Genomic DNA, 19442 nt, shown 5'->3' with positions numbered 1-19442 from the left:
GCGAACTACCTCCAGCGCGTCTGGACCAAAACGAGAACACGTTATAGTTTTACCACATGCGAGTCGCCCTGACACCAGCCCAACAACGCCTTCGCGACGAACTCCGCGACTATTTCGACCAGCTCGTGACGCCTGAGCGTCGCGCGGCCCTGGCGATGGCCACCGGTGAGTTCGGTGACGCCCGGATCTACCGCGAGGTGATCAAGCAGGTCGGCACCGACGGCTGGCTCGGCATCGGCTGGCCCAAGGAGTACGGCGGCCAGGCGCGCTCCATGATCGAGCAGCTGATCTTCACCGACGTCGCCGCCGTCGCCGGCGTCCCCATCCCCTACCTGACGCTCAACACGGTGGGCCCGACGATCATGCGCTACGGCAGCGACGAGCAGAAGGACTACTTCCTCCCGCGGATCCTCGCCGGCGACCTGCACTTCTCCATCGGCTACAGCGAGCCGGGTTCGGGGACAGACCTCGCGTCGTTGAAGACCCGCGCCGTGCGCGAGGCCACTCCTGACGGACGCAGTGAGTGGGTGATCAACGGACAGAAGATGTGGACCTCGCTCATCCAGTACGCCGACTGGATCTGGATGGCCTGCCGCACCGACCCGGATCTCCCCCGCCACAAGGGGCTCTCGATGATCCTGGTCCCGGCCGACTCCCCCGGCTTCTCCTACACGCCGGTGCACACCGTGGCCGGCGTGCACACCAGTGCGACGTACTTCGAGGACGTGCGGGTGCCGGCGTCCAACCTGGTCGGTGAGCTGAACGGCGGCTGGAGCCTGATGACCAACCAGCTCAACCACGAGCGCGTGGCGTTGACCTCGTCGGCGGCCCTGGTGCACTCGATCAAGCTCGTGCGCGAGTGGGCCGCCGAGACCCGCAATCCGGACGGCACGCGGGTGATCGACCAGGAATGGGTGCAGATCCTTCTCGGCCGGGCACACGCCCGCACGGATGCGCTGACCCTGGTCAACTGGAAGCTCGCCTCCGAGATCGACACCTTGTCCCCTGCCGATGCCTCGGCGACGAAGGTCTACGGCTCCGAGCTGGCCACCGAGGTCTACCGCACGCTGATGGAGATCGTCGGACCGAACGCCGGTATCACCGCGGACTCCCCCGGAGCCGTGATCGCCGGCCGCCTCGAGCGGTACTACCGCTCGTCGCTGGTGATGACCTTCGGCGGCGGCACCAACGAGATCCAGCGCGACATCATCGGCTACGTCGGCCTCGGCCTCCCCGCCGCCAAGCGATAGGACAGCCTCATGGACTTCACCTTCACTCCCGAGCAGGACGAGGCCGCCGCCCTGGCCGCGAAGATCCTCACCGACAAGACCACGCCCGCGCAGATGCGCGCGGTCGAGGAGAAGGGCGATCGCTTCGACCGCGACCTGTGGGCCGCGATGGGCGAGGCCGGGCTGCTCTCCCTCGCCGTCCCCGAGCAGTACGGCGGAGCGGGCCTCGGTCTGGTCGAGCTGACCCGGGTGCTCATCGAGGCCGGACGTCGGGTCGCGCCGGTGCCACTTGCCGTGCACGGTGCCTGTGCCCTGGTCCTCGCCGAGTGCGGAGCAGACGAGCTCAAGGAGCAGTGGTTGCCGGGTGCGGCAGCCGGCACGCACGTGCTCACCGCGGCAGTCGCCGAGGAGCGTGCGCACCTGCCCGCGACCCCCACGACGACGGCTGTCGCTGACGGCGACGGGTTCGCGCTGACCGGGGTCAAGACGATCGTCCGGGCCGGTACGACGGCCGCCCTGTTCCTCGTCACCGCCACTGCACCCGAGGGAGTCGGAGTCTTCCTCGTGCGGCCGGATGACACGGGTGTCACGGTCGCCGCACAACGCACCAGCGATGGCGACGCCGTGGCCCTGGTCTCGTTCGACGGGGCCAGGGGGTTGCTCCTCGGTGCGCTCGACGGCGTGGTCGCCCACCGGCTGGGCCACCTGCTCACTGCGTGCGCCGCCGCCGAGCAGCTCGGCGTCGTGCGTGGAGCGGTGGAGCTGACCGCGGCGTACGCCAAGACGCGTGAACAGTTCGGCCGCCCGATCGGCACTTTCCAGGCCGTGTCGCAGCGCTTGGCCGACGGCTACATCGACGCATTGTTCGACGAGCTCACACTGTGGCAGGCGGTCTGGCGTCTCTCTGAGGGGCTGCCCGCCGACGTCGAGGTGGCCACCGCCAAGCTGTGGGCGGCCGACGCGGGGCACCGGGTCGCGCACACCGCGGTGCACGTGCACGGCGGCCACGGCATCGACCTCGAGGGTGAGGCCCATCGCTACTTCACCGCCGCCAAACGCTTCGAGTTCTCCTTCGGCGGTGCCACCGAGCAGGCGCTGGCCATCGGTCGCCATCTGGCCACGGATCCCGCGTGACCACGGTCGAGGTCACGTGCGGCCGGTCGGTGCGCTCTCACGGTTCCCGCGGAGCGACGTGCCGCGAGCCCTAGGCTGCTGGCATGGACCCGATCGACGGCGAGCCGGTGCTCGACCTGCCTTCGCGTGAGCAGTTCGACGACTGGCTCGAGGCCCAGCCCGCCCAGTCGCGGGCGGTGTGGATTCGTACGGCGAAGAAGTCGTCCGCGCTGGAGTCGGTCACCGAGGACGAAATGGTCGACGTCGGACTGTGCCACGGCTGGATCTCGGCCGTACGCCGACGCTGCGACGACGACACCTATCTCCAGCGCTACACGCGAAGGCGTCCCCGGAGCAGGTGGTCGCGGATCAACATCGCCAAGGTCGAGGACCTCACCGCGCGTGGTCTGATGCGCCCCGGCGGCCGGGCAGAAGTGGACTCGGCGAAGGCCGACGGCCGCTGGGACAACCCCTGGACCTGAGGTGCGCCGCATCGATCCCCGTCGAAGAGGAGTCGGGGCGCTTCTCGGGCCGCACTCGCCGGCACAACGGCTACTACGCCGGCGACTTCAGCGGACCTCGCGGCGACTTCTCGTCCACCCCGACGATGCCCTTCACGCCTCGCTTCGAGCCGTCGAACTGACCACGGCGCCGGGCAGGAATACCCGAAGCGACTCAGGCTTTGTGTCGGCATGGAACTGACACAGGCTCTCGACACCGCCCGTGCGACGCGCGAGGCAATCCTGACCACGGTCCGGCGCGACGGCCGTCCCCAGCAGTCCAACGTGCTGCACACGGTGGACGACGACGGCACCATCCGGATCTCCACCACGGCCGGACGGGCCAAGTTTCGCAACATGGAACGTGAGCCCTGGGTCGCCGTCCACGTGAACGGCGAGACCTTCTTCTCCTACGCGGTGATCGAGGGCGAGGCCGCACTGTCACCGGTCGCCGAGTCTCCGGACGACGCCGTGGTGGACGAGCTCGTCGACATCTACCGTGCACTCGTCGGCGAGCACGACGACTGGGCCGCCTACCGCAAGGCGATGGTCGACGAGGGGCGCGCCGTCGTACGCATCACGCCGAAGCGTGCCTACGGCATGCTCCAGCTTCCCAAGGCCAGCGGGACCTGACGCCGCGCGATCCGGCTCACGCCAGGGACTGCAGCCGCGCCACCGTCTCGTCGTACTCCTTGACCAACGACGCCATCACCTCGGCCACCGGACGCACCTCGTTGGTGCGCCCGACGATCTGGCCCGCCGGCATCGAGATCGTCTCGGGGTCGTCGCCGCGGTTCATCCGGTTGTGGGCGTCGGCGACGAGCAGGTTCTGCAACGGCATCATCAACGGCTCCGGCGCGTCCGGGGCCTCCCAGGCGTCGGTCCACTTCGTCTTCAGGAGACGCGCGGGCTTCCCGGTGTAGACGCGGGTGCGCACCGTGTCGCCCGAACCGGCGGCCAGCAGCGCGTCGCGGATGCCCGTGCCGGCCGACAGGTCGTACTCCTCGACGGTCAGCCAGAGCGAGCCCGTCCAGGCGCCCTGGGCGCCCAGTGCCATGGCGGCGGCCATCTGGCGGCCAGAGCCGATGCCGCCCGCGGCGAGCACAGGGACGTCGGGTCCCACCGCGTCGACGATCTCGGGAGTGAGCACCATGCCGGCGATCTCACCGGTGTGCCCGCCTGCTTCGTAGCCCTGGGCGACGATGATGTCGACGCCGTTGCGCACGTGCGAGAGCGCGTGCTTGGCCGCGCCGGCAAGAGCGGCGACCTTCACCCCCGCGGCATGCGCCTGCTCGATCACGTCGACCGGGGGCGAGCCCAATGCGTTGGCGATCAGCACCGGACGGTGTGACAGCGCCACGTCGACGTGTGAGCGGGCCACGGAATGCAGCCAGCCCAGCACGCCGTCGCGGCCCTCACCCTCCGGAAGAGGCGGTACGCCGAGCTGCTGCAGCGTCCGCTCCACGAATGAGAGGTGCTCCGGCGGAATCATCGCCTTGAGGTCGACCGCCTTGCCTTCGGTGGGCACCTTCATCGGCATCACCACGTCGACGCCGTAGGGCTTGCCGTCGGTGTTGTCGTCGAGCCACGTCAGGGCACGGTCGAGCTCGTCGGCGTCGTTGAACCGCACGGCCCCGAGCACCCCGAGCCCGCCGGCCTTCGAGACTGCCGCCGCCACGTGCTCGGAGGGCGTGAACGCGAAGATCGGGTAGTCGATGCCGAAGAGTTCACACAGGTCGCTGTGCATCGTCGTCCTCAGACCGCTGCCGCGACAGTGGCGCCGGCGAGCTTCTTCGCCCTGGGGTAGTTGGCCTTGCCCGTCGCGTGACGAGGGATCTCGTCGACCAGGGTGACCGAGCGCGGCAGCTTGTAGCCGGAGAGGCTGGTCCGGAGGAACGACCGCAGGCCCTCGAGCTCGGGCGCCGTGCCGGTGCGCGGCTGGATGACTGCGGCCACCTGCTGGCCGTAGCTCTCGTCCGCGATGCCGACGACGAGTACGTCGAACACGTCGGGGTGCGCCTTCAACGCGTTCTCGACCTCTTCGGGGTAGACCTTCTCGCCTCCGGTGTTGATGCAGTTGGAGCCCCGGCCCAGCAACGTGACCTTGTTGTCACCCTCGAGCCGCACGAAGTCGCCGGGCACCGAGTAGCGCGTGCCGTCGACCTCGATGAAGGTCTGCGCGGACTTCACCTCGTCCTTGTAGTAGCCGACCGGGACGCTGCCCGACCGCGCCAGGCGGCCGATCTCGCCGACCTGAGTGGCCGCGTCGAGCACCCGGTTCTTCTCGTCGAGGACGACGGACTCGAGGCCGAGACTGATGATCGCCCCCTCCCCCTTGATGTTGTCCTTGTCCTGGAGGCCGGTGCCCTGGAAGCCGGTCTCGGAGGCCCCGACGGAGTCAGTGAAGAACGTGTTCGGGAAGGCGCCCATCCAGCGTTCCTTCACCGGGCGACTGAAGATCGCGGCACTGCTGGCGACCGCGACCAGCGAGGTGCCGTCGTACGACGAGCGCTCGAACTCCTCGATCAGCGGGCGGGCCATCGCGTCGCCGGTCATGAAGATCAGCTGGACCTTCTCGCGGTCGACGATCTCCCAGACCTCACGCGGGTCGAACTTGGGCGCGAGGATGGTCAGGTGCCCGGCGAAGAGGTGCATCAGCATGGCCGCCTGCGCACCGCCGTGCATGAGCGGCGAGAGCGGGAAGGTGACCATCGGGGCGTTGGCCGCCGCCGACCTGGACTGGTCGAGCTCCTCGAGACGGTTGCCGGCCATGAAGTCGATGCCGCCGCCGAGCACGCGCCAGAAGTCCTCGTGGCGCCACATCACGCCCTTCGGGTAGCCCGTCGTACCACCCGTGTAGACGATGTAGAGGTCGTCGTTGCTGCGCGGTCCGAAGTCGCGGGCGTCGCTCTGGCCCTCGAGTGCCTCGGCCCAGGTGACCCCGCCGTACGACGAGATGTCGGCGTCGTTCGTCGGGTCGGTCGGGTCGACCATCGCGATGAGTGTCGTGAGCTTGTCGTGCTTGGGAGCGACCAGCGAGACCAGGGGCGCGTAGGTGCGCTCGTGCAGCAGGGCAACGAGGTCGGCGTTGTCGAAGAGGTAGTCGAGCTCGCCCTCGACGTAGCGGTAGTTCACGTTGATCGCGACGGCACGGATCTTGAAGATCGCAAGCAGTGCCACGACGTGCTCGACACTGTTCTTGGCGTAGACGCCGACGTGGTCGCCGACGCCGATCCCCTGTGCCTGCAGGTGGTGCGCCAGCTTGTTGGCGGAAGCCTCGAGCTCGGTGTAGTCCACCTTGCGGTCACCGACCTGGATGGCGTGGCGATCGGGGACTGCGTCGACGGCGTGCTCGAAGAGATCAGCGATGTTCAGGGCCATGCCGGAAAGACTAGAACACGTTCTCGTTTCTGACTAGAGTCCTCACCATGACTCGAGAAACGGAACCCCACTGCCTCGTGGAGCAGGTCGGGCACACCCTGGTCGTCACGATGAACCGCCCCGAGAAGCGCAACGCCCTCTCCGGCGAGATGCTCGCACTCATGGAGCAGGCGTGGGACCGGGTGAACGCCGACGACTCCGTGCGCGTGGCCATCCTGACCGGCGCCGGAGGCGCGTTCTGCGCCGGCGCCGATCTCACGGCGATGTCTCAGTCCGCGCCCTCCGACAAGTTCGAGTCCGGCGAGTTCGACCCGTCCGTGATCAAGTCGCTGCTCAAGGGATTCCGCCTCACCAAGCCGCTGATCGCCGCGGTCGAGGGGCCGGCCATCGCCGGCGGCACCGAGATCCTGCAGGCCACCGACATCCGGGTCGCCGGGGAGTCGGCGCGGTTCGGGGTCTCCGAACCCAAGTGGGGCCTCTATCCGCTCGGCGGCTCGGCGGTGCGACTCCCCCGCCAGCTGCCCTACACCGTGGCGGCCGACCTGTTGCTGACCGGGCGCCACATCAAGGCCCCCGAGGCGAAGGAGATCGGGCTGGTGGGACATGTGGTCCCCGACGGCGAGGCGTTGGCCAAGGCCCACGAGCTCGCGGACCTGATCGGTGCCAACGGCCCACTCGCCGTACAGGCGGTGCTCAAGACGATCCGCGACTCCGAAGGCAAGCACGAGGACGACTGCTGGGCCGACGACGCGAAGGTCGGCGCGGCCGTGTTCGCGTCCGACGACGCGAAGGAGGGGCCCCGCGCCTTCGCCGAGAAGCGTCCTCCCCGCTTCCAGGGCCGGTGACCCGGGGATCCCCGCCTGCGCGGTCGGCACCGTTCGTGGCCGCCAGATGCCCCGTTCAGGGGATGCGGCGGCTCACAAGGGGCTCCTAGCCTGAAGCGTCCCTCAACGAAGGAGTACGCCGATGACGCTCTACATGGACGTCCACAACGTCGGTGACGGGGTGACCGTCGACGGTGTGGCCAAAGCCCACGCCGCCGATCTGGCCATCCAGGACCAGCACGGAGTGAACTACCTGAAGTACTGGGTCGACGAGGCCAACGGCAAGATCTTCTGCCTGGTCGACGCACCGGATCCCGAGGCGGCCAACACCGTCCACCGCGAGGCGCACGGGCTCGTCGCCGACGAGATCTACGAGGTGAAGGAAGGGGCCTGACCAAACCGGCCTGCCTCGCGTTCACAGCATGCGCGAGAGCAGGCGGTCGCGGTCCACTACCTGGTGCTTGACGACCACACCCGACGTGCGCGGCCAGTGCGACGAAGAAGCAGGCGTGCACGCCGACGATCAGCCGGCGTACTGAGCCCGCAGTGCCTTCTTGTCCGGCTTTCCCAGGCCAGTCAGCGGAATCGCGTCCACGGCGATCACGTGCTTCGGTGCGTGGACCGATCCCTTGCGCTGCTTGACCAGCGCGGTGATCGACTGCGTCGTCTCGTCGGTGAGCACCTCGCCGTCGCGGAGTACGACGAGGGCGGTGACCGCCTCACCCCACCTCTCGTCGGGTGTGCCGATGACCGCCACCTGGGCGACGGAGGGGTGCTCCGCGACGACGTCCTCGATCTCGCGCGGGAACACGTTGAAGCCGCCGGTCACGATCATGTCCTTCGTGCGGTCGACGATGAACCAGAAGCCGTCCTCGTCCTCCCTGGCCACGTCGCCCGTGTGCATCCAGCCGTCGCGGAAGGTCGCCGCGGTCTCGTCGGGCAGCTGCCAGTAGCCGGACGCGACCAGCGGACCGGCCACGCAGATCTCTCCCGGCTCCCCCTGGGCGACGGACGATCCGTCCTCGTCGAGCAGGGCGGCACGGATGAACGCCGACGGGCGTCCGCACGCGCTCAGCCTGGCCTTGTCGTGGTCGCCCTTGGCGAGATAGGTGATCGCCATCGGCGCTTCGGACTGGCCGTAGTACTGCGCGAAGATCGGGCCGAAGCGGTCGATCGCCTCCTGCAGCCGCACCGGGTTGATCGACGAGGCGCCGTAGTAGACGGTCTCCAGCGAGGAGAGGTCGCGGGTGCGCGAGTCGGGGTGGTCGAGCAGGGCGTAGAGCATCGACGGCACCAGCATCGTGGCGGTGATCCGCTGCTCCTCGATCGTGCGCAGCACCTCGGCCGGGTCGAACTTCGGCAGCACGACCAGGCAGCCACCCTTCATCACGGTCGGCACGAAGAACGCGGCGCCGGCGTGCGAGAGCGGTGTGCACATCAGGAACCGCGGGTTGTCCGGCCACTCCCACTCGGCCAGCTGGATCTGCGCCATCGTGTTCATCGACCGCGCGGTGCCCATCACACCCTTCGGCCTGCCGGTCGTGCCGCCGGTGTAGGTGATCGACACGAGGTGGTCGCCGGGCAGCAGCCGTGCGGTCAAGGCTTGGGGCTGGTACGACGCAGCGGCCGCGACGAGGTCCGTGCCGACCTGCCTGAGCACCTCGGGCACAGGGCCGATCGTCAGCACCTGCGTCAGGCCGGGGCACTTGTCGAGCAGGCCCAGGGCACGCTCGGCGAAGGCCGGGTCGGCGATCAGCGTGGTGATGCCGGCGTCGTTGATCACGTAGGCATGGTCGTCGAGCGACCCCAGCGGGTGCAACGACGTACGGCGGAAGCCCTGGGTCTGGCCGGCACCGAGGATGAACAGCACCTCGGGTCGGTTGAGCGCCAGCAGCGCCGACGCCGAGCCGGTGCCGGCGCCGAGCGCCTCGAAGGCCTGGACGTACTGGCTGATCCGGCTCTCCACCTCGCCGCCGGTGAGGGTGACGTCGCCGAGGTACATCACCGGGTCGTCGCGGTGCCGCTTCAGGGCGCTGACCATCAGATGGCCGTTGTGGGTGCCGGCGTGGAGGTCGGCCCCCGTCGAGCTGGACGCAGTCACGCCAGCACCTCCGCGACTCCGCGCACCTCGCTCGTCGTACGGCAGCTCAGCAACAGCTCGGTGACACCCGTCGACTCCCACTCGGCGACGCGTTCCTTCACGTACGCCGCGCTGCCGACAATGTGCATGTCGTCGACCAGGTCGTCGGGGATCAGCGCGGTAGCCTCGTCGCGCTTCCCGGCCAGGAAGAGCTCCTGCACCTTGCCCGAGATCGCCTCGTGGCCCATTCGGTCGAAGACCGCCTTGTGGAAGTTCTGCTCCTTGGCGCCCATACCGCCCATGTACAAGGCGATCGTGGGCTTGATCGCGTCGATCACGGCCCGACGCTCCTCCTCCGAGGAGGTGACCTGCAGGTGGCAGCTGGCGGCGATCTCGAAGTCCGCCCGCGATCGCCGAGCCCCTTGGCGTGCGAAACCCTCGTCCAGCCACGGCTGGTACATCTCCGCCGACTTCGGGGTGTAGAACAACGGGATCCAGCCGTCCGCGATCTCGGCGGTCTGGGCCACGTTCTTCGGCCCCTCGGCACCGAGCCAGATCGGGATGTCTGCGCGCAGCGGGTGCACGATCGACTTGAGCGGCTTGCCCAGTCCGACCGACCCAGGGCCGTCGTACGGCATCTGGTGGTGCGGACCGGCATTGGTGACAGGTGCCTCGCGGGCCAGCACCTTCCGGATGATCTCGACAACCTCGCGGGTGCGGGCGAGTGGCTTGGAGAAGGGCTGGCCGTACCAGCCCTCGACGACCTGCGGACCACTGACGCCCATGCCGAGCACCACCCGGCCACCCGAGAGATGGTCGAGGGTCAGCGCATGCATCGCGATGGACGCCGGAGTGCGGCCCGACATCTGCACGATCGACGTGCCTAGCCGCAGTCGACTGGTCTCGCGGCCCCACCAGGTCAGCGGGGTGAACGCGTCGGACCCCCACGCCTCCGCGGTGAACAGCGCATCGAACCCGGAGTCCTCCGCAGCCGCGACGAGCTCGGCGACGTCGGTCGGTGGCTGCGCTCCCCAGTACCCCAGTTGCAGGCCCAGCTTCATGTGCATCTCCTCACCAGAATTGCTTGTGCCCCACACTAGAACATGTTTCACTTTTGGACCATGACCACTTCGCAGGCCCGGACCCTCAGTGCGCCGCTGCGCGTCAGCTTCGACTACACCAGATCTGTCGGCCCCACGCTCGGTGCGTTCTTCGCGGGTCTCCGCGAACGCCGCCTCGTCGCCGGCCGACTTGCCGACGGCAGTGTCGTCCTTCCGCCGCCCGAGTTCGACCCTGCCACCCACGAACCGGTCACCGATTTCGTCGAGGTCGGCCCCGCCGGCACCGTCCAGTCGTGGACGTGGGTCCCCGAGCCGGTCGCCGAGCAGCCCTTTGACCGCCCCTTCGCGTGGGCCCTGGTCCTGCTGGACGGCGCCACCGCCCCCTTCCTCCACGCGTTGGACATCCCGTACGACGACCTGCGCGTCGGCATGCGAGTCCGGGCACGCTGGGTGAACGAGCCAGTGGGAGCCATCACCGACATCGCCTGTTTCGAGAAGCTTCGCGATCAGGAAGACCCCCCGCGCGACGCCGCAGGTGACCCACCGACGCACGGCAGGCTGATCACCCCGGTCAACCTCGACTACACCTACGCCGCCAGCCCCGAGGAGAGCGCCTTCTTCCGCGGGCTCGAGCAGGGGCGGATCCTCGGCCAGCGCTGCCCCGCGTGCGGCAAGGTCTACGTGCCCCCGCGTGGTGCGTGCCCGGTCGACGGCGTACCCACCACCGACGAGGTCGAGCTCCCGGGCACCGGCACGGTCACGACGTTCTGCATCGTCAACGTGCCATTCCTGGGCCAGAAGATCACCCCGCCGTACGTGTCGGCGTACGTCCTGCTGGACGGCGCCGACATCGCCTTCCTGCACCTGATCCTCGGCATCGAGGCGAGCGAGGTGCGCATGGGAATGCGGGTCGAGGCGGTGTGGCGGCCGCGCGATGAGTGGGGCACGACCGTCGAGAACATCAGTCACTTCGCGCCGACCGACGAGCCGGACGCGGACTTCGAGAGCTACAAGGTGCACCTGTGAGAAACGTGGCAGTGGTGGGCTTCGCCCAACGTCAGATGCTGGAGTTCGACGGCTCCCCCACGATGGTCGAGCTGCTGGTCCCGCTCTTCGCGGAGCTCTACGAGCAGACCGGGTTCACCCGCAAGGACATTGGCTTCTGGTGCTCCGGATCCTCCGACTACCTGGCCGGCCGGTCGTTCTCGTTCGTCTCCGCGGTCGACGCGATCGGGGCCCTGCCGCCGGTCAACGAGTCGCACGTCGAGATGGACGCGGCATGGGCGCTCTACGAGGCCTGGGTGAAGATCCAGACCGGGGAGATCGACACCGCACTGGTCTACGGGTTCGGCAAGTCGTCGGCCGGCGTCCTGCGCCGCACCCTCGCCCTGCAGCTCGATCCCTACACGATGACGCCGTTGTGGCCCGACAGCGTGTCCCTCGCCGGACTCCAGGCCAGGTTGGGCATCGAGGCCGAGCTCTGGGACGAGACGGCGATGGCGTCGGTGGCCCAGAGGTCGCTCACTGACGCCGAGACCAACCCCCACGCCGTACGCCGCGGCGGCTCGTCGGTCGAGGAGCTCCTGGCCCGTCCGATGTACGCCGACCCGCTGCGCAAGCACGACTGTGCGCCCGTGACCGACGGAGCCTCGGCGATCGTGCTGGCCGCCGACGACCGTGCGCGGGACGCCGCCGAGCGACCAGCATGGATCACCGGCCTCGCGCACAACGTCGATCCGCTCCAGCTCGGCGCCCGCGACCTCACCGCCTCGAAGTCCGCGACACGGGCCGCGGAGTCCGCGGTCATCGACGATGTCGAGGTCGCCGAGCTCCACGCACCGTTCAGCCACCAGGAGCTCATCCTGCGTCACGCGCTGGGCCTCGCGTCCGACGTACGCATCAACCCGTCGGGAGGTGCGCTCACCTCGAACCCGATGTTCACCGCCGGCCTCAATCGCATCGGCGAGGCGGCCGACCGGATCCGCAACGGTGAGGTCACGCGTGCGCTCGGCCACGCGACGTCCGGTCCACTCCTGCAACAGAACCTCGTCTGCGTCATGGACGGAGCCACGAAATGAGCAAGCAACCTGCCGCCGTCGTCGGTGTCGGCCAGACCCACCACCGTGCCAAGCGCGAAGACGTCTCGATGGCCGGCCTGTGCCGCGAGGCGATCGACCGGGCGCTGCTCGATGCCAACCTGTCGTTCGACGACATCGACGCGATCGTGGTCGGCAAGGCGCCCGACCTGTTCGAGGGCGTGATGATGCCCGAGCTCTACCTGGCCGAGGCGCTCGGCGCCGCGGGCAAGCCGTTGCTCCGCGTGCACACGGCCGGGTCGGTCGGCGGATCGACCGCCATCGTCGCCGCGTCACTCGTGCAGTCCGGGGTGCACAAGCGAGTGCTGACCGTGGCGTTCGAGAAGCAGTCGGAGTCGAACGCGATGTGGGCACTCTCGGTGCCGGTTCCGTTCATCATGCCGGTCCATGCCGGCGCGGGTGGCTACTTCGCGCCCCACGTCCGTTCCTACATCCGCCGGTCGAACGCCCCGCTCCACATCGGCGCGGTGGTGGCGGCCAAGGACCGCCAGAACGCGCTGAAGAATCCCTTCGCGCACCTGCAGAACAAGGACACCACGGTCGAGTCGGTGCTGGCCTCACAGATGTTGTGGGACCCGATCCGCTACGACGAGACCTGCCCGTCCTCCGACGGGGCGTGCGCGTTGGTCATCGCCGACGCCGACACCGCCGCCTCGGTCGACAACCCGGCCTGGATCCACGCCACGGCAATGAGGTCCGAGCCCACCACCGCCGCCGAACGTGACCAGGTGAACCCGCAGGCGGGCCGCGATGCGGCGGCGTACCTCTGGAAGCAGGCGGGCATCACCAACCCGCGGCGCGAGATCGACGCGGTCGAGATGTACGTGCCGTTCTCGTGGTTCGAGCCGATGTGGCTGGAGAACCTCGGCTTCGCCGACGAGGGTGAGGGCTGGAAGCTGACCGAGTCCGGCGTGACCGCGATGACGGGTGACCTGCCGGTCAACTGCTCCGGCGGAGTGCTCAGCTCGAACCCGATCGGGGCGTCCGGCATGCTGCGCTTCGCCGAGGCCGCACTGCAGGTGCGCGGCCGGGCCGGCGAGCACCAGGTCGACGGCGTACGACGTGCGCTCGGTCACGCGTACGGCGGCGGCTCGCAGTTCTTCGCCATGTGGGTGGTCGGGGCGGACAAGCCCGCCCTCTAGGCTGGGCGCATGATCGAGCTCCGCACCCCCACCCAGATCGACGAGATGCGTCCCGCCGGTGTCTTCGTCGGCGAAGTCCTCACCGCGCTCGCCGCCGCCGCCGACGTCGGGGTGAACCTGCTCGAGCTCGACGCCCTGGCCCATCGGATGATCAAGGACCGCGGCGCGGAGTCCTGCTACATCGACTACCACCCGTCGTTCGGGGCCTCGCCGTTCGGCAAGGTCCTGTGCACGTCCGTCAACGACGCCGTGCTGCACGGCCTCCCCCACGACTACGTGCTCAAGGACGGCGACCTGCTCAGTCTCGACTTCGCCTGCGCCGTCGACGGCTGGGTCTCCGACTCGGCGATCAGTGTCGTCGTCGGCACGCCGCGGCCCGAGGACCTCGCCCTGATCGAGACCACGCAGGTGGCACTCGCGGCCGGCATCGACGCGGCCCGTGCAGGCAACAAGATCGGCGACATCAGCTTCGCGATCGGCCAGGTGGCCCGCGCCGCCAACCTCAAGGTGAACCTCCAGTTCGGCGGCCACGGAGTCGGGCGCACCATGCACGGCGACCCGCACGTGGCCAACGACGGACGCGCCGGACGCGGCTACCCGCTCAAGCCCGGACTCGTCATCGCGATCGAGCCGTGGTTCCTGCACACCACCGACGAGATCTACACCGACGCCGACGGCTGGACCCTGCGCAGCGCCGACGGATCACGGGGCGCCCACTCCGAGCACACCATCGCCATCACCGACGCGGATCCCATCGTCCTCACCGCCCGCTGACGCGAACTGCGTGCTCTTGATGCCCGAACCGTGCATTCTTGACGCGCGAACCGCGTGCTCTTGATGCCCGAACCGTGCATTTCTGATCGCGCCGGACTCACTGCGCGGGGACCCAGGGCACGCGACTCCGGGCGTACTTCCGCTTCTGTGGCGCACTGCGTGCAGCAATGATCGCGCCGAGCTCGTCAAGCCACTGCTCGCGCGCCCGACCCGCCAGCTGATGCTTGCGTACGACGATGACGTACCAACCACGTTCGCGCAGCCAGTCACGCCTGGCCTCGTCGTGCTCTGCCTGTTCCTCGGCGTGGAACTCCTCCCCGTCGTACTCGACCGCGATCCGGAGACGCCGATAGGCCAGGTCGATGCGCGCCATGACTACGCCGTCCTCCCGGATCTCCACCTGAGGTTCGGGCATCAGCAGGCCGGAGTCGTGAATGGCGCCACGCACCCACGACTCCCCCTGCGATTCGGACAACGGAGAAGCCAACGGGTACAGCTCTCGCGCTTGCGTGACACCGCGCCGTCCGGAGAGTCGCACGACGGCAGTTCCGAATTCTTCGTGCGTCAGCTCGTGCTCACGCATGAAGGCGTCGAGCGTGGCCAACGCTCGCCATCGACCACGGAGGCAGGCAACGTCGAGAGCAGTGCGCACCGGCGTCGTGACCTTCACGCCATGAACCTGGATCACCTCCTCCTCGGCCAACTCCCGCTCGACGCCGCGCACCGCTTTGCGACGTGGCGGCGTGTGCCCGGGCTTGACCGCCACTTCCAGGTCCGGTACGGCGAAACGCTCGTCCGGCTCATGCACGTCCACGCCCCACAGCCAGGCGGCTGACCGGTCGCACACCACCGCATCCTCTGGCAGGACAAGGGCGGCGCAACTGGCGCGGAGCTCGAGGGTGTCCTCGACAGACGCCGAGCAATAGACGCCCGTGAGCGGTCGTCGTACGACGCCGGACCTGAGCCAGCGTCGGAGGGTGAACTCGGAGACGCCGAGTTCGGCCAAGTCACTCCATCTGAATGGATCTGTTGGGGGTTGTTCTGACATGTCGACGAGGCTTGCCGATCGACGTCGTCATGAAACGACGAAGTCCGCCGCCTGTGGAAAACTCACGGGCAGCGGACTTCGACGGCATCAAGAATCCATGGTTCGGACGTCAATAATCCACGGTTCGCGCATCAGAAATGCACGGTTCGCGCATCAAGAATCCACGGTTGGCGAGTAGGTGACCTGGAGCTCCTTGATGCCGTTGATCCAGGCACTGCGGAGGCGCCGGGGCGCACCGGCACGGGCGATGTCGGGGACCTGGTCGGCGATCTCGTTGAAGATCAGCTCGATCTCCAGGCGGGCCAGGTTGGCGCCGATGCAGTAGTGCGCGCCGTGGCCGCCGAACCCCAGGTGCGGGTTGTCCTCACGAGAGACGTCGAACCGGTAGGGGTCCTCGAAGACGTCCTCGTCGAAGTTGCCACTGGCGTAGAACAGTCCGACCCGGTCGCCCTCCTTGACGTCGACGCCGTTCAGCGTGACGTCCTCGAGGGCGACCCGCTGGAACACGGTGACCGGCGTCGCCCACCGGACGATCTCGTCGACCGCCGACGCCGGACGCGTGGCCTTGAACAGCTCCCACTGGTCAGGGTTGTCGAAGAAGGCGTCCATGCCGTGCGTGATCGCGTTGCGCGTCGTCTCGTTGCCGGCGACGGCCAACAGGATCACGAAGAAGCCGAACTCGTCGTCGGTCAGCGCGTGCCCGTTCACGTCGGCGGTGATCAGCTTGGTGACGATGTCGTCCTTCGGGTTGCGCCGCCGCTCGTCGGCCAGCCCGGCGGCGTACATCAGGATCTCGATCGACGCCGCCTCGGCGTCTCCCTCGATCTCGGGGTCGTCGTAGGACAGCATCTGGTTGGACCAGTCGAAGAGCTTGCCGCGGTCCTCCTGGGGCACACCCATCAGCTCGGCGATCGCCTGCAGCGGCAGCTCGGCGGCGATGTCCTCCACGAAGTTGCCCGACCCCTTCGCCGCGGCGTCGGCCACGATCCGGCGGGCCCGCTCCTCGAGAGCGTCGTGCAGCGCGGCGATGGCGCGTGGGGTGAACCCGCGCGAGATGACCTGGCGCAGCTTGGTGTGGTCCGGCGGGTCCTGGTTGATCAGCATCACCCCCTGCAGGTCGATCTGCTCGGGCGTCATGTCCGGGGCGAAGCGGATGATCGCGCCCTGCTTGGCGGTCGAGAACGACTTGCTGTTCTTCGACACGGCGGCGATGTCCTCGTGCTTGGTCAGGGCCCAGTAGCCCTCGGCACCTCGGAACCCGGCCCGCGCCTCCTGGGGCTGCGCCACCCAGTGCACCGGTGATCCCTGGCGCATCGCGCGGAACTCCTCGTGCGGGATGCGCTCCTCGATGAGCCCGGGGTCGGTGGGGTCGAATCCCACTGGCAACGAATCGGGCAACTGCGTCGTCACGGTCACTTGCTTCCTCCACGATGCTAGAACACGTTCTAGTGACGATCGTTACATACTCTCGGAATGTTCGGAAGACCCGCACACGAATTCGTCCCCGAACTCCCACCAGCCGGGACTCGCCTTGCCGGCGATCAAGAACGTGTTCTACTTTCGGGTGGTACGTCGCCACTGGAGCGACGTACGTCGAGTGCGTTCGGACAGCGAGGCAATCCATGGGCAATCCGGTCATCGTCGAAGCAGTGCGTACGCCGCAGGGCCGGCGCCGCGGCTGGTTGGCCGGCGTCCATCCGGCGGTACTCCTGGGTGCAGCGCAGATCGAGGTCCTGGACCGCGCCGGGCTCGACCCGGAGCTGGTCGACCAGGTGATCGGCGGCTGCGTGTCACAGGCCGGTGAACAGTCCAACAACATGGTCCGGCGTGCGTGGATGCATGCGGGCCTGCCCAACCACACGGCCTCCACCGTCATCGACGCCCAGTGCTCCTCGGCCCAGCAGGCAGTGCACCTGATCAACGCGATGATCGCCGGCGGGGCGATTCGCGCAGGTGTCGCCTGCGGTGTCGAGTCGATGTCACGCATCCCGCTCGGCGCGAACGTGCCCAAGGGCACCGGCAGCCCCCGGCCCGACGACTGGAACATCGACCTGCCCGACCAGTTCCTCGGCGCCGACCGCATCGCCCGCGATCGTGGCTTCACCCGTGCGGACGTCGACGCCTTCGGGCTCTGGTCGCAGCAGAAGGCGAGAGTCGCGGTGGACGAAGGCCGTTTCGACCGCGAGGTCTTCGGCGTGGAGGCACCGGTGCTCGACGACGAGGGCACGGCCACCGGCGTGACCCGCACCGTCACCGAGGACCAGGGCCTGCGCGACACCACGCTCGAGGGCCTGGCCGCACTCACGCCCGTGCTTCCCGACGGCATCCACACCGCCGGCACCTCGTCCCAGATCTCCGACGGCGCCTCCGCGCTGCTCCTGATGGACGAGTCGCTCGCCGCCGAGCTCGGCCTCAAGCCGCGCGCCCGGATCATCACCTCGTGCCTCGTCGGTGCGGACCCCTACTACCACCTCGACGGACCGGTCCAGGCCACCGAGAAGGTGCTCGCCGACAGCGGCATGGGCATCGCCGACATCGACCTCTGCGAGGTCAACGAGGCGTTCGCCGCCGTGGTGATGTCCTGGGCGACCGTGCACAAGGTGCCCGAGGACAAGATCAACGTCAACGGCGGCGCGATCGCGCTCGGCCACCCGGTCGGCTCGACCGGGACCCGGCTGCTGACCACCGCCCTGCACGAGCTCGAACGCCGCGACGCGACCACGGCGCTCGTCGCCATGTGCGCGGGCGGGGCCCAGGCCTCCGGCACCATCATCGAGCGTCTCTGACCACCCGCTGAACCCGTGGCGCACGCACGGGGTCACCGCGGGCATGGCACGATCTGGCATGTGAGCGACACCGGAGACCAGCCCGAGGGAACCGACCCGAACCGCGGCGCGCAGGGCGAGCAGCCCCAGCAACCCGGGTGGGGACAACCAGCACCCCCGCCCTACGGCCAGGCGCCCCAGGGCCAGCCGCCCTACGGGCAGGCACCCTACGGCCAGCCGGCGTACGGACAGCCCGCCTACTACGGCGCCGACCCGAGTGCGCCGTACGGCCGCGACCCCCGCACCGGCGAGCCGTACGGCGACAAGAGCAAGGTCATCGCCGGCGTGCTGCAGATCCTCATCCCGCTGGGCATCGGTCGCTTCTACACCGGCCACACAGGCATGGCGCTCGCCCAGCTCTTCACCCTCGGCGGGTGCGGCATCTGGAGCCTGATCGACGGCATCCTGCTCCTGGTCAACGACCAGCAGCGCGACGCGGACGGTCGCCTGCTCAAGCCCTGACCGACAGGGTCAGCTGCCGTAGACCGGCTCCGGGTCAGCACCCTCGGCGATCAGCGAGTCGACGACCTCACCCAGCTCGGTGGCGTCCCAGCGTCGCCCGGCATCACGCGAGGCGCCGTGGCGCCAACCCTCCTCGAGGGTGAGCAGCGAGCCGTCGCTCTCGAACACGCGGCCGGTGACGTGGCCGGCATCCACGGAGGCGAGCCACGCCACGATCGGCGAGTTGTCCTCGGGGAGCGCCATCTCGGAGGTGTCGAAGGCACCTTCGGTCATGCGTGTCTTGGCGACCGGGGCGAGCGCGTTGACGGTGACTCCCACGCGCCCGAGCTCGGCGGCCGCGACCAGGGTCATCGACGCGATCCCGGCCTTGGCGGTCGAGTAGGCGACCTGCCCCACGGAGCCCTGGAGGCCGGCGCCCGAGGTGGTGTTGATGACGCGGGCGGCACGCTGACGGTCGGCCTTGGACTCGGCACGCCAGTACGCCGCAGCATGGCGCAGCATCGCGAAGTGGCCCTTGACGTGCACCCGGATGACCGCGTCCCACTCGTCCTCGGTGGCGTTGAACAGCATCCGGTCGCGCACGAAGCCGGCGTTGTTGACCAGGATGTCGAGGCCGCCGAAGGCGTCGACAGCCTGCTGGACCAGTGCGGCCGACTGTTCGAAGTCGGCGACGTCGGCGCCGTTCGCGACCGCGTGGCCGCCGAGCGCCTCGATCTCCGCGACGACCTGTTGGGCGGGAGAGTCCTCCTTGACCCCGTTGTTCGAGACGCCGTAGTCGTTGACGACCACGGTGGCGCCCTGGCGGGCGAGCTCGAGGGCGTGGGCGCGGCCGATGCCACGGCCCGCGCCGGTCACGATGGCGATGCGTCCTTCGAGAAGTCGGGTCACGTCGTTGCTCCTGGTGTGG

General features: G+C 68.8%; 19 protein-coding genes. 12 read left to right on the top strand and 7 right to left on the bottom strand.

The genetic code is table 11. The features are described from left to right. Window positions 1–56 precede the first annotated feature (56 nt). The 4 genes from ASD30_RS05150 (at window position 57) to ASD30_RS05135 (ending at window position 3475) form a co-directional block, all read left to right on the top strand. Window positions 57–1250: an acyl-CoA dehydrogenase family protein gene (locus tag ASD30_RS05150; protein WP_056677768.1), complete on the top strand. Its 1194-nt coding sequence runs from the start codon at window positions 57–59 to the stop codon at window positions 1248–1250. Window positions 1251–1259: 9 nt separating this feature from the next. Next, a complete protein-coding gene (locus tag ASD30_RS05145; protein WP_056677765.1) occupies window positions 1260–2363 on the top strand; it encodes an acyl-CoA dehydrogenase family protein in 1104 nt (367 codons plus the stop codon). A gap of 83 nt (window positions 2364–2446) precedes the next feature. Further along, window positions 2447–2824 carry a YdeI/OmpD-associated family protein gene (locus tag ASD30_RS05140; protein ID WP_056677762.1) on the top strand — a complete coding sequence of 126 codons (378 nt, stop codon included), beginning with the start codon at window positions 2447–2449 and terminating at the stop codon, window positions 2822–2824. A gap of 210 nt (window positions 2825–3034) precedes the next feature. Continuing rightward, the gene (locus ASD30_RS05135) at window positions 3035–3475 is read left to right on the top strand and encodes a PPOX class F420-dependent oxidoreductase (protein WP_056677759.1); all 441 of its coding nucleotides are present in this window, start codon (window positions 3035–3037) and stop codon (window positions 3473–3475) included. A 16-nt stretch (window positions 3476–3491) separates the two neighbouring features. Here the strand turns inward: ASD30_RS05135 and ASD30_RS05130 are convergent, their stop codons facing one another. Beyond that, window positions 3492–4589, bottom strand: a complete 1098-nt coding sequence (locus tag ASD30_RS05130) for an NAD(P)H-dependent flavin oxidoreductase (protein WP_056677756.1) — start codon at window positions 4587–4589, stop codon at window positions 3492–3494. Between the two features lie 8 nt (window positions 4590–4597). Further along, window positions 4598–6223, bottom strand: a complete 1626-nt coding sequence (locus ASD30_RS05125; RefSeq protein ID WP_056677753.1) for an acyl-CoA synthetase — start codon at window positions 6221–6223, stop codon at window positions 4598–4600. A gap of 47 nt (window positions 6224–6270) precedes the next feature. Here ASD30_RS05125 and ASD30_RS05120 point away from each other — a divergent pair, with 47 nt between their 5' ends. Together ASD30_RS05120 and ASD30_RS05115 are read left to right on the top strand one after the other, a co-directional pair. Further along, window positions 6271–7068, top strand: coding sequence for a crotonase/enoyl-CoA hydratase family protein (locus ASD30_RS05120; RefSeq protein ID WP_056677750.1), 798 nt, complete (start codon window positions 6271–6273; stop codon window positions 7066–7068). Window positions 7069–7189: 121 nt separating this feature from the next. Continuing rightward, window positions 7190–7441: a DUF4242 domain-containing protein gene (locus tag ASD30_RS05115; protein ID WP_056677747.1), complete on the top strand. Its 252-nt coding sequence runs from the start codon at window positions 7190–7192 to the stop codon at window positions 7439–7441. 129 nt (window positions 7442–7570) lie between these two features. Here ASD30_RS05115 and fadD8 read toward each other — a convergent pair whose 3' ends face one another. Then, window positions 7571–9148: a fatty-acid--CoA ligase FadD8 gene (gene fadD8, locus ASD30_RS05110; RefSeq protein WP_056677744.1), complete on the bottom strand. Its 1578-nt coding sequence runs from the start codon at window positions 9146–9148 to the stop codon at window positions 7571–7573. Continuing rightward, window positions 9145–10188, bottom strand: coding sequence for an LLM class F420-dependent oxidoreductase (locus tag ASD30_RS05105; RefSeq protein ID WP_056677740.1), 1044 nt, complete (start codon window positions 10186–10188; stop codon window positions 9145–9147). The genes fadD8 and ASD30_RS05105 overlap by 4 nt, the downstream gene beginning before the upstream one ends. Before the next feature lie 60 nt (window positions 10189–10248). On the opposite strand from ASD30_RS05105, the gene ASD30_RS05100 reads away from it, so the two are divergent. The 4 genes from ASD30_RS05100 to map are packed head-to-tail and all read left to right on the top strand — an operon-like array spanning window position 10249 to window position 14200. Next, complete coding sequence (locus ASD30_RS05100; RefSeq protein WP_056677737.1) at window positions 10249–11214, top strand: Zn-ribbon domain-containing OB-fold protein; 966 nt, start codon at window positions 10249–10251, stop codon at window positions 11212–11214. Next, window positions 11211–12266 carry a thiolase domain-containing protein gene (locus tag ASD30_RS05095; protein ID WP_056677734.1) on the top strand — a complete coding sequence of 352 codons (1056 nt, stop codon included), beginning with the start codon at window positions 11211–11213 and terminating at the stop codon, window positions 12264–12266. The genes ASD30_RS05100 and ASD30_RS05095 overlap by 4 nt, the downstream gene beginning before the upstream one ends. Continuing rightward, the gene (locus ASD30_RS05090; protein WP_056677731.1) at window positions 12263–13426 is read left to right on the top strand and encodes a thiolase domain-containing protein; all 1164 of its coding nucleotides are present in this window, start codon (window positions 12263–12265) and stop codon (window positions 13424–13426) included. The genes ASD30_RS05095 and ASD30_RS05090 overlap by 4 nt, the downstream gene beginning before the upstream one ends. 9 nt (window positions 13427–13435) lie before the next feature. Then, a complete protein-coding gene (map, locus tag ASD30_RS05085) occupies window positions 13436–14200 on the top strand; it encodes a type I methionyl aminopeptidase (protein WP_056677729.1) in 765 nt (254 codons plus the stop codon). 97 nt (window positions 14201–14297) lie between these two features. On the opposite strand, the gene ASD30_RS05080 is transcribed toward map, so the two are convergent. Both ASD30_RS05080 and ASD30_RS05075 read right to left on the bottom strand, forming a co-directional pair. Continuing rightward, window positions 14298–15206, bottom strand: coding sequence for a type IV toxin-antitoxin system AbiEi family antitoxin (locus ASD30_RS05080; RefSeq protein ID WP_056677727.1), 909 nt, complete (start codon window positions 15204–15206; stop codon window positions 14298–14300). A gap of 195 nt (window positions 15207–15401) precedes the next feature. Beyond that, window positions 15402–16658 (bottom strand): cytochrome P450, encoded by a 1257-nt coding sequence (locus tag ASD30_RS05075; protein WP_321163503.1) that lies wholly within the window; start codon window positions 16656–16658, stop codon window positions 15402–15404. A gap of 212 nt (window positions 16659–16870) precedes the next feature. Between ASD30_RS05075 and ASD30_RS05070 the strand changes: the two genes are divergently transcribed. Continuing rightward, a complete protein-coding gene (locus ASD30_RS05070; RefSeq protein ID WP_056677721.1) occupies window positions 16871–18034 on the top strand; it encodes a steroid 3-ketoacyl-CoA thiolase in 1164 nt (387 codons plus the stop codon). A 60-nt stretch (window positions 18035–18094) separates the two neighbouring features. After that, the gene (locus ASD30_RS05065) at window positions 18095–18535 is read left to right on the top strand and encodes a TM2 domain-containing protein (RefSeq protein ID WP_056677717.1); all 441 of its coding nucleotides are present in this window, start codon (window positions 18095–18097) and stop codon (window positions 18533–18535) included. Between the two features lie 9 nt (window positions 18536–18544). Here ASD30_RS05065 and ASD30_RS05060 read toward each other — a convergent pair whose 3' ends face one another. Continuing rightward, window positions 18545–19423, bottom strand: coding sequence for an SDR family oxidoreductase (locus ASD30_RS05060; RefSeq protein ID WP_056677714.1), 879 nt, complete (start codon window positions 19421–19423; stop codon window positions 18545–18547). Window positions 19424–19442 lie beyond the last annotated feature (19 nt).

The sequence above is a fragment of the Nocardioides sp. Root140 genome (assembly GCF_001426745.1).
In the GTDB taxonomy this organism is placed as follows: domain Bacteria; phylum Actinomycetota; class Actinomycetes; order Propionibacteriales; family Nocardioidaceae; genus Nocardioides.
This window is presented reverse-complemented; position numbering and strand designations above follow the sequence as displayed.

Coding starts and splice junctions, on each gene's coding strand:
- ASD30_RS05070 (WP_056677721.1), top strand. CDS start 16,871: ATGGGCAATCCGGTCATCGTCGAAGCAGTGCGTACGCCGCAGGGCCGG.
- ASD30_RS05125 (WP_056677753.1), bottom strand. CDS start 6,223: ATGGCCCTGAACATCGCTGATCTCTTCGAGCACGCCGTCGACGCAGTC.
- ASD30_RS05090 (WP_056677731.1), top strand. CDS start 12,263: ATGAGCAAGCAACCTGCCGCCGTCGTCGGTGTCGGCCAGACCCACCAC.
- ASD30_RS05105 (WP_056677740.1), bottom strand. CDS start 10,188: ATGAAGCTGGGCCTGCAACTGGGGTACTGGGGAGCGCAGCCACCGACC.
- ASD30_RS05135 (WP_056677759.1), top strand. CDS start 3,035: ATGGAACTGACACAGGCTCTCGACACCGCCCGTGCGACGCGCGAGGCA.
- ASD30_RS05145 (WP_056677765.1), top strand. CDS start 1,260: ATGGACTTCACCTTCACTCCCGAGCAGGACGAGGCCGCCGCCCTGGCC.
- ASD30_RS05130 (WP_056677756.1), bottom strand. CDS start 4,589: ATGCACAGCGACCTGTGTGAACTCTTCGGCATCGACTACCCGATCTTC.
- ASD30_RS05115 (WP_056677747.1), top strand. CDS start 7,190: ATGACGCTCTACATGGACGTCCACAACGTCGGTGACGGGGTGACCGTC.
- ASD30_RS05150 (WP_056677768.1), top strand. CDS start 57: ATGCGAGTCGCCCTGACACCAGCCCAACAACGCCTTCGCGACGAACTC.
- ASD30_RS05140 (WP_056677762.1), top strand. CDS start 2,447: ATGGACCCGATCGACGGCGAGCCGGTGCTCGACCTGCCTTCGCGTGAG.
- map (WP_056677729.1), top strand. CDS start 13,436: ATGATCGAGCTCCGCACCCCCACCCAGATCGACGAGATGCGTCCCGCC.
- ASD30_RS05120 (WP_056677750.1), top strand. CDS start 6,271: ATGACTCGAGAAACGGAACCCCACTGCCTCGTGGAGCAGGTCGGGCAC.
- ASD30_RS05100 (WP_056677737.1), top strand. CDS start 10,249: ATGACCACTTCGCAGGCCCGGACCCTCAGTGCGCCGCTGCGCGTCAGC.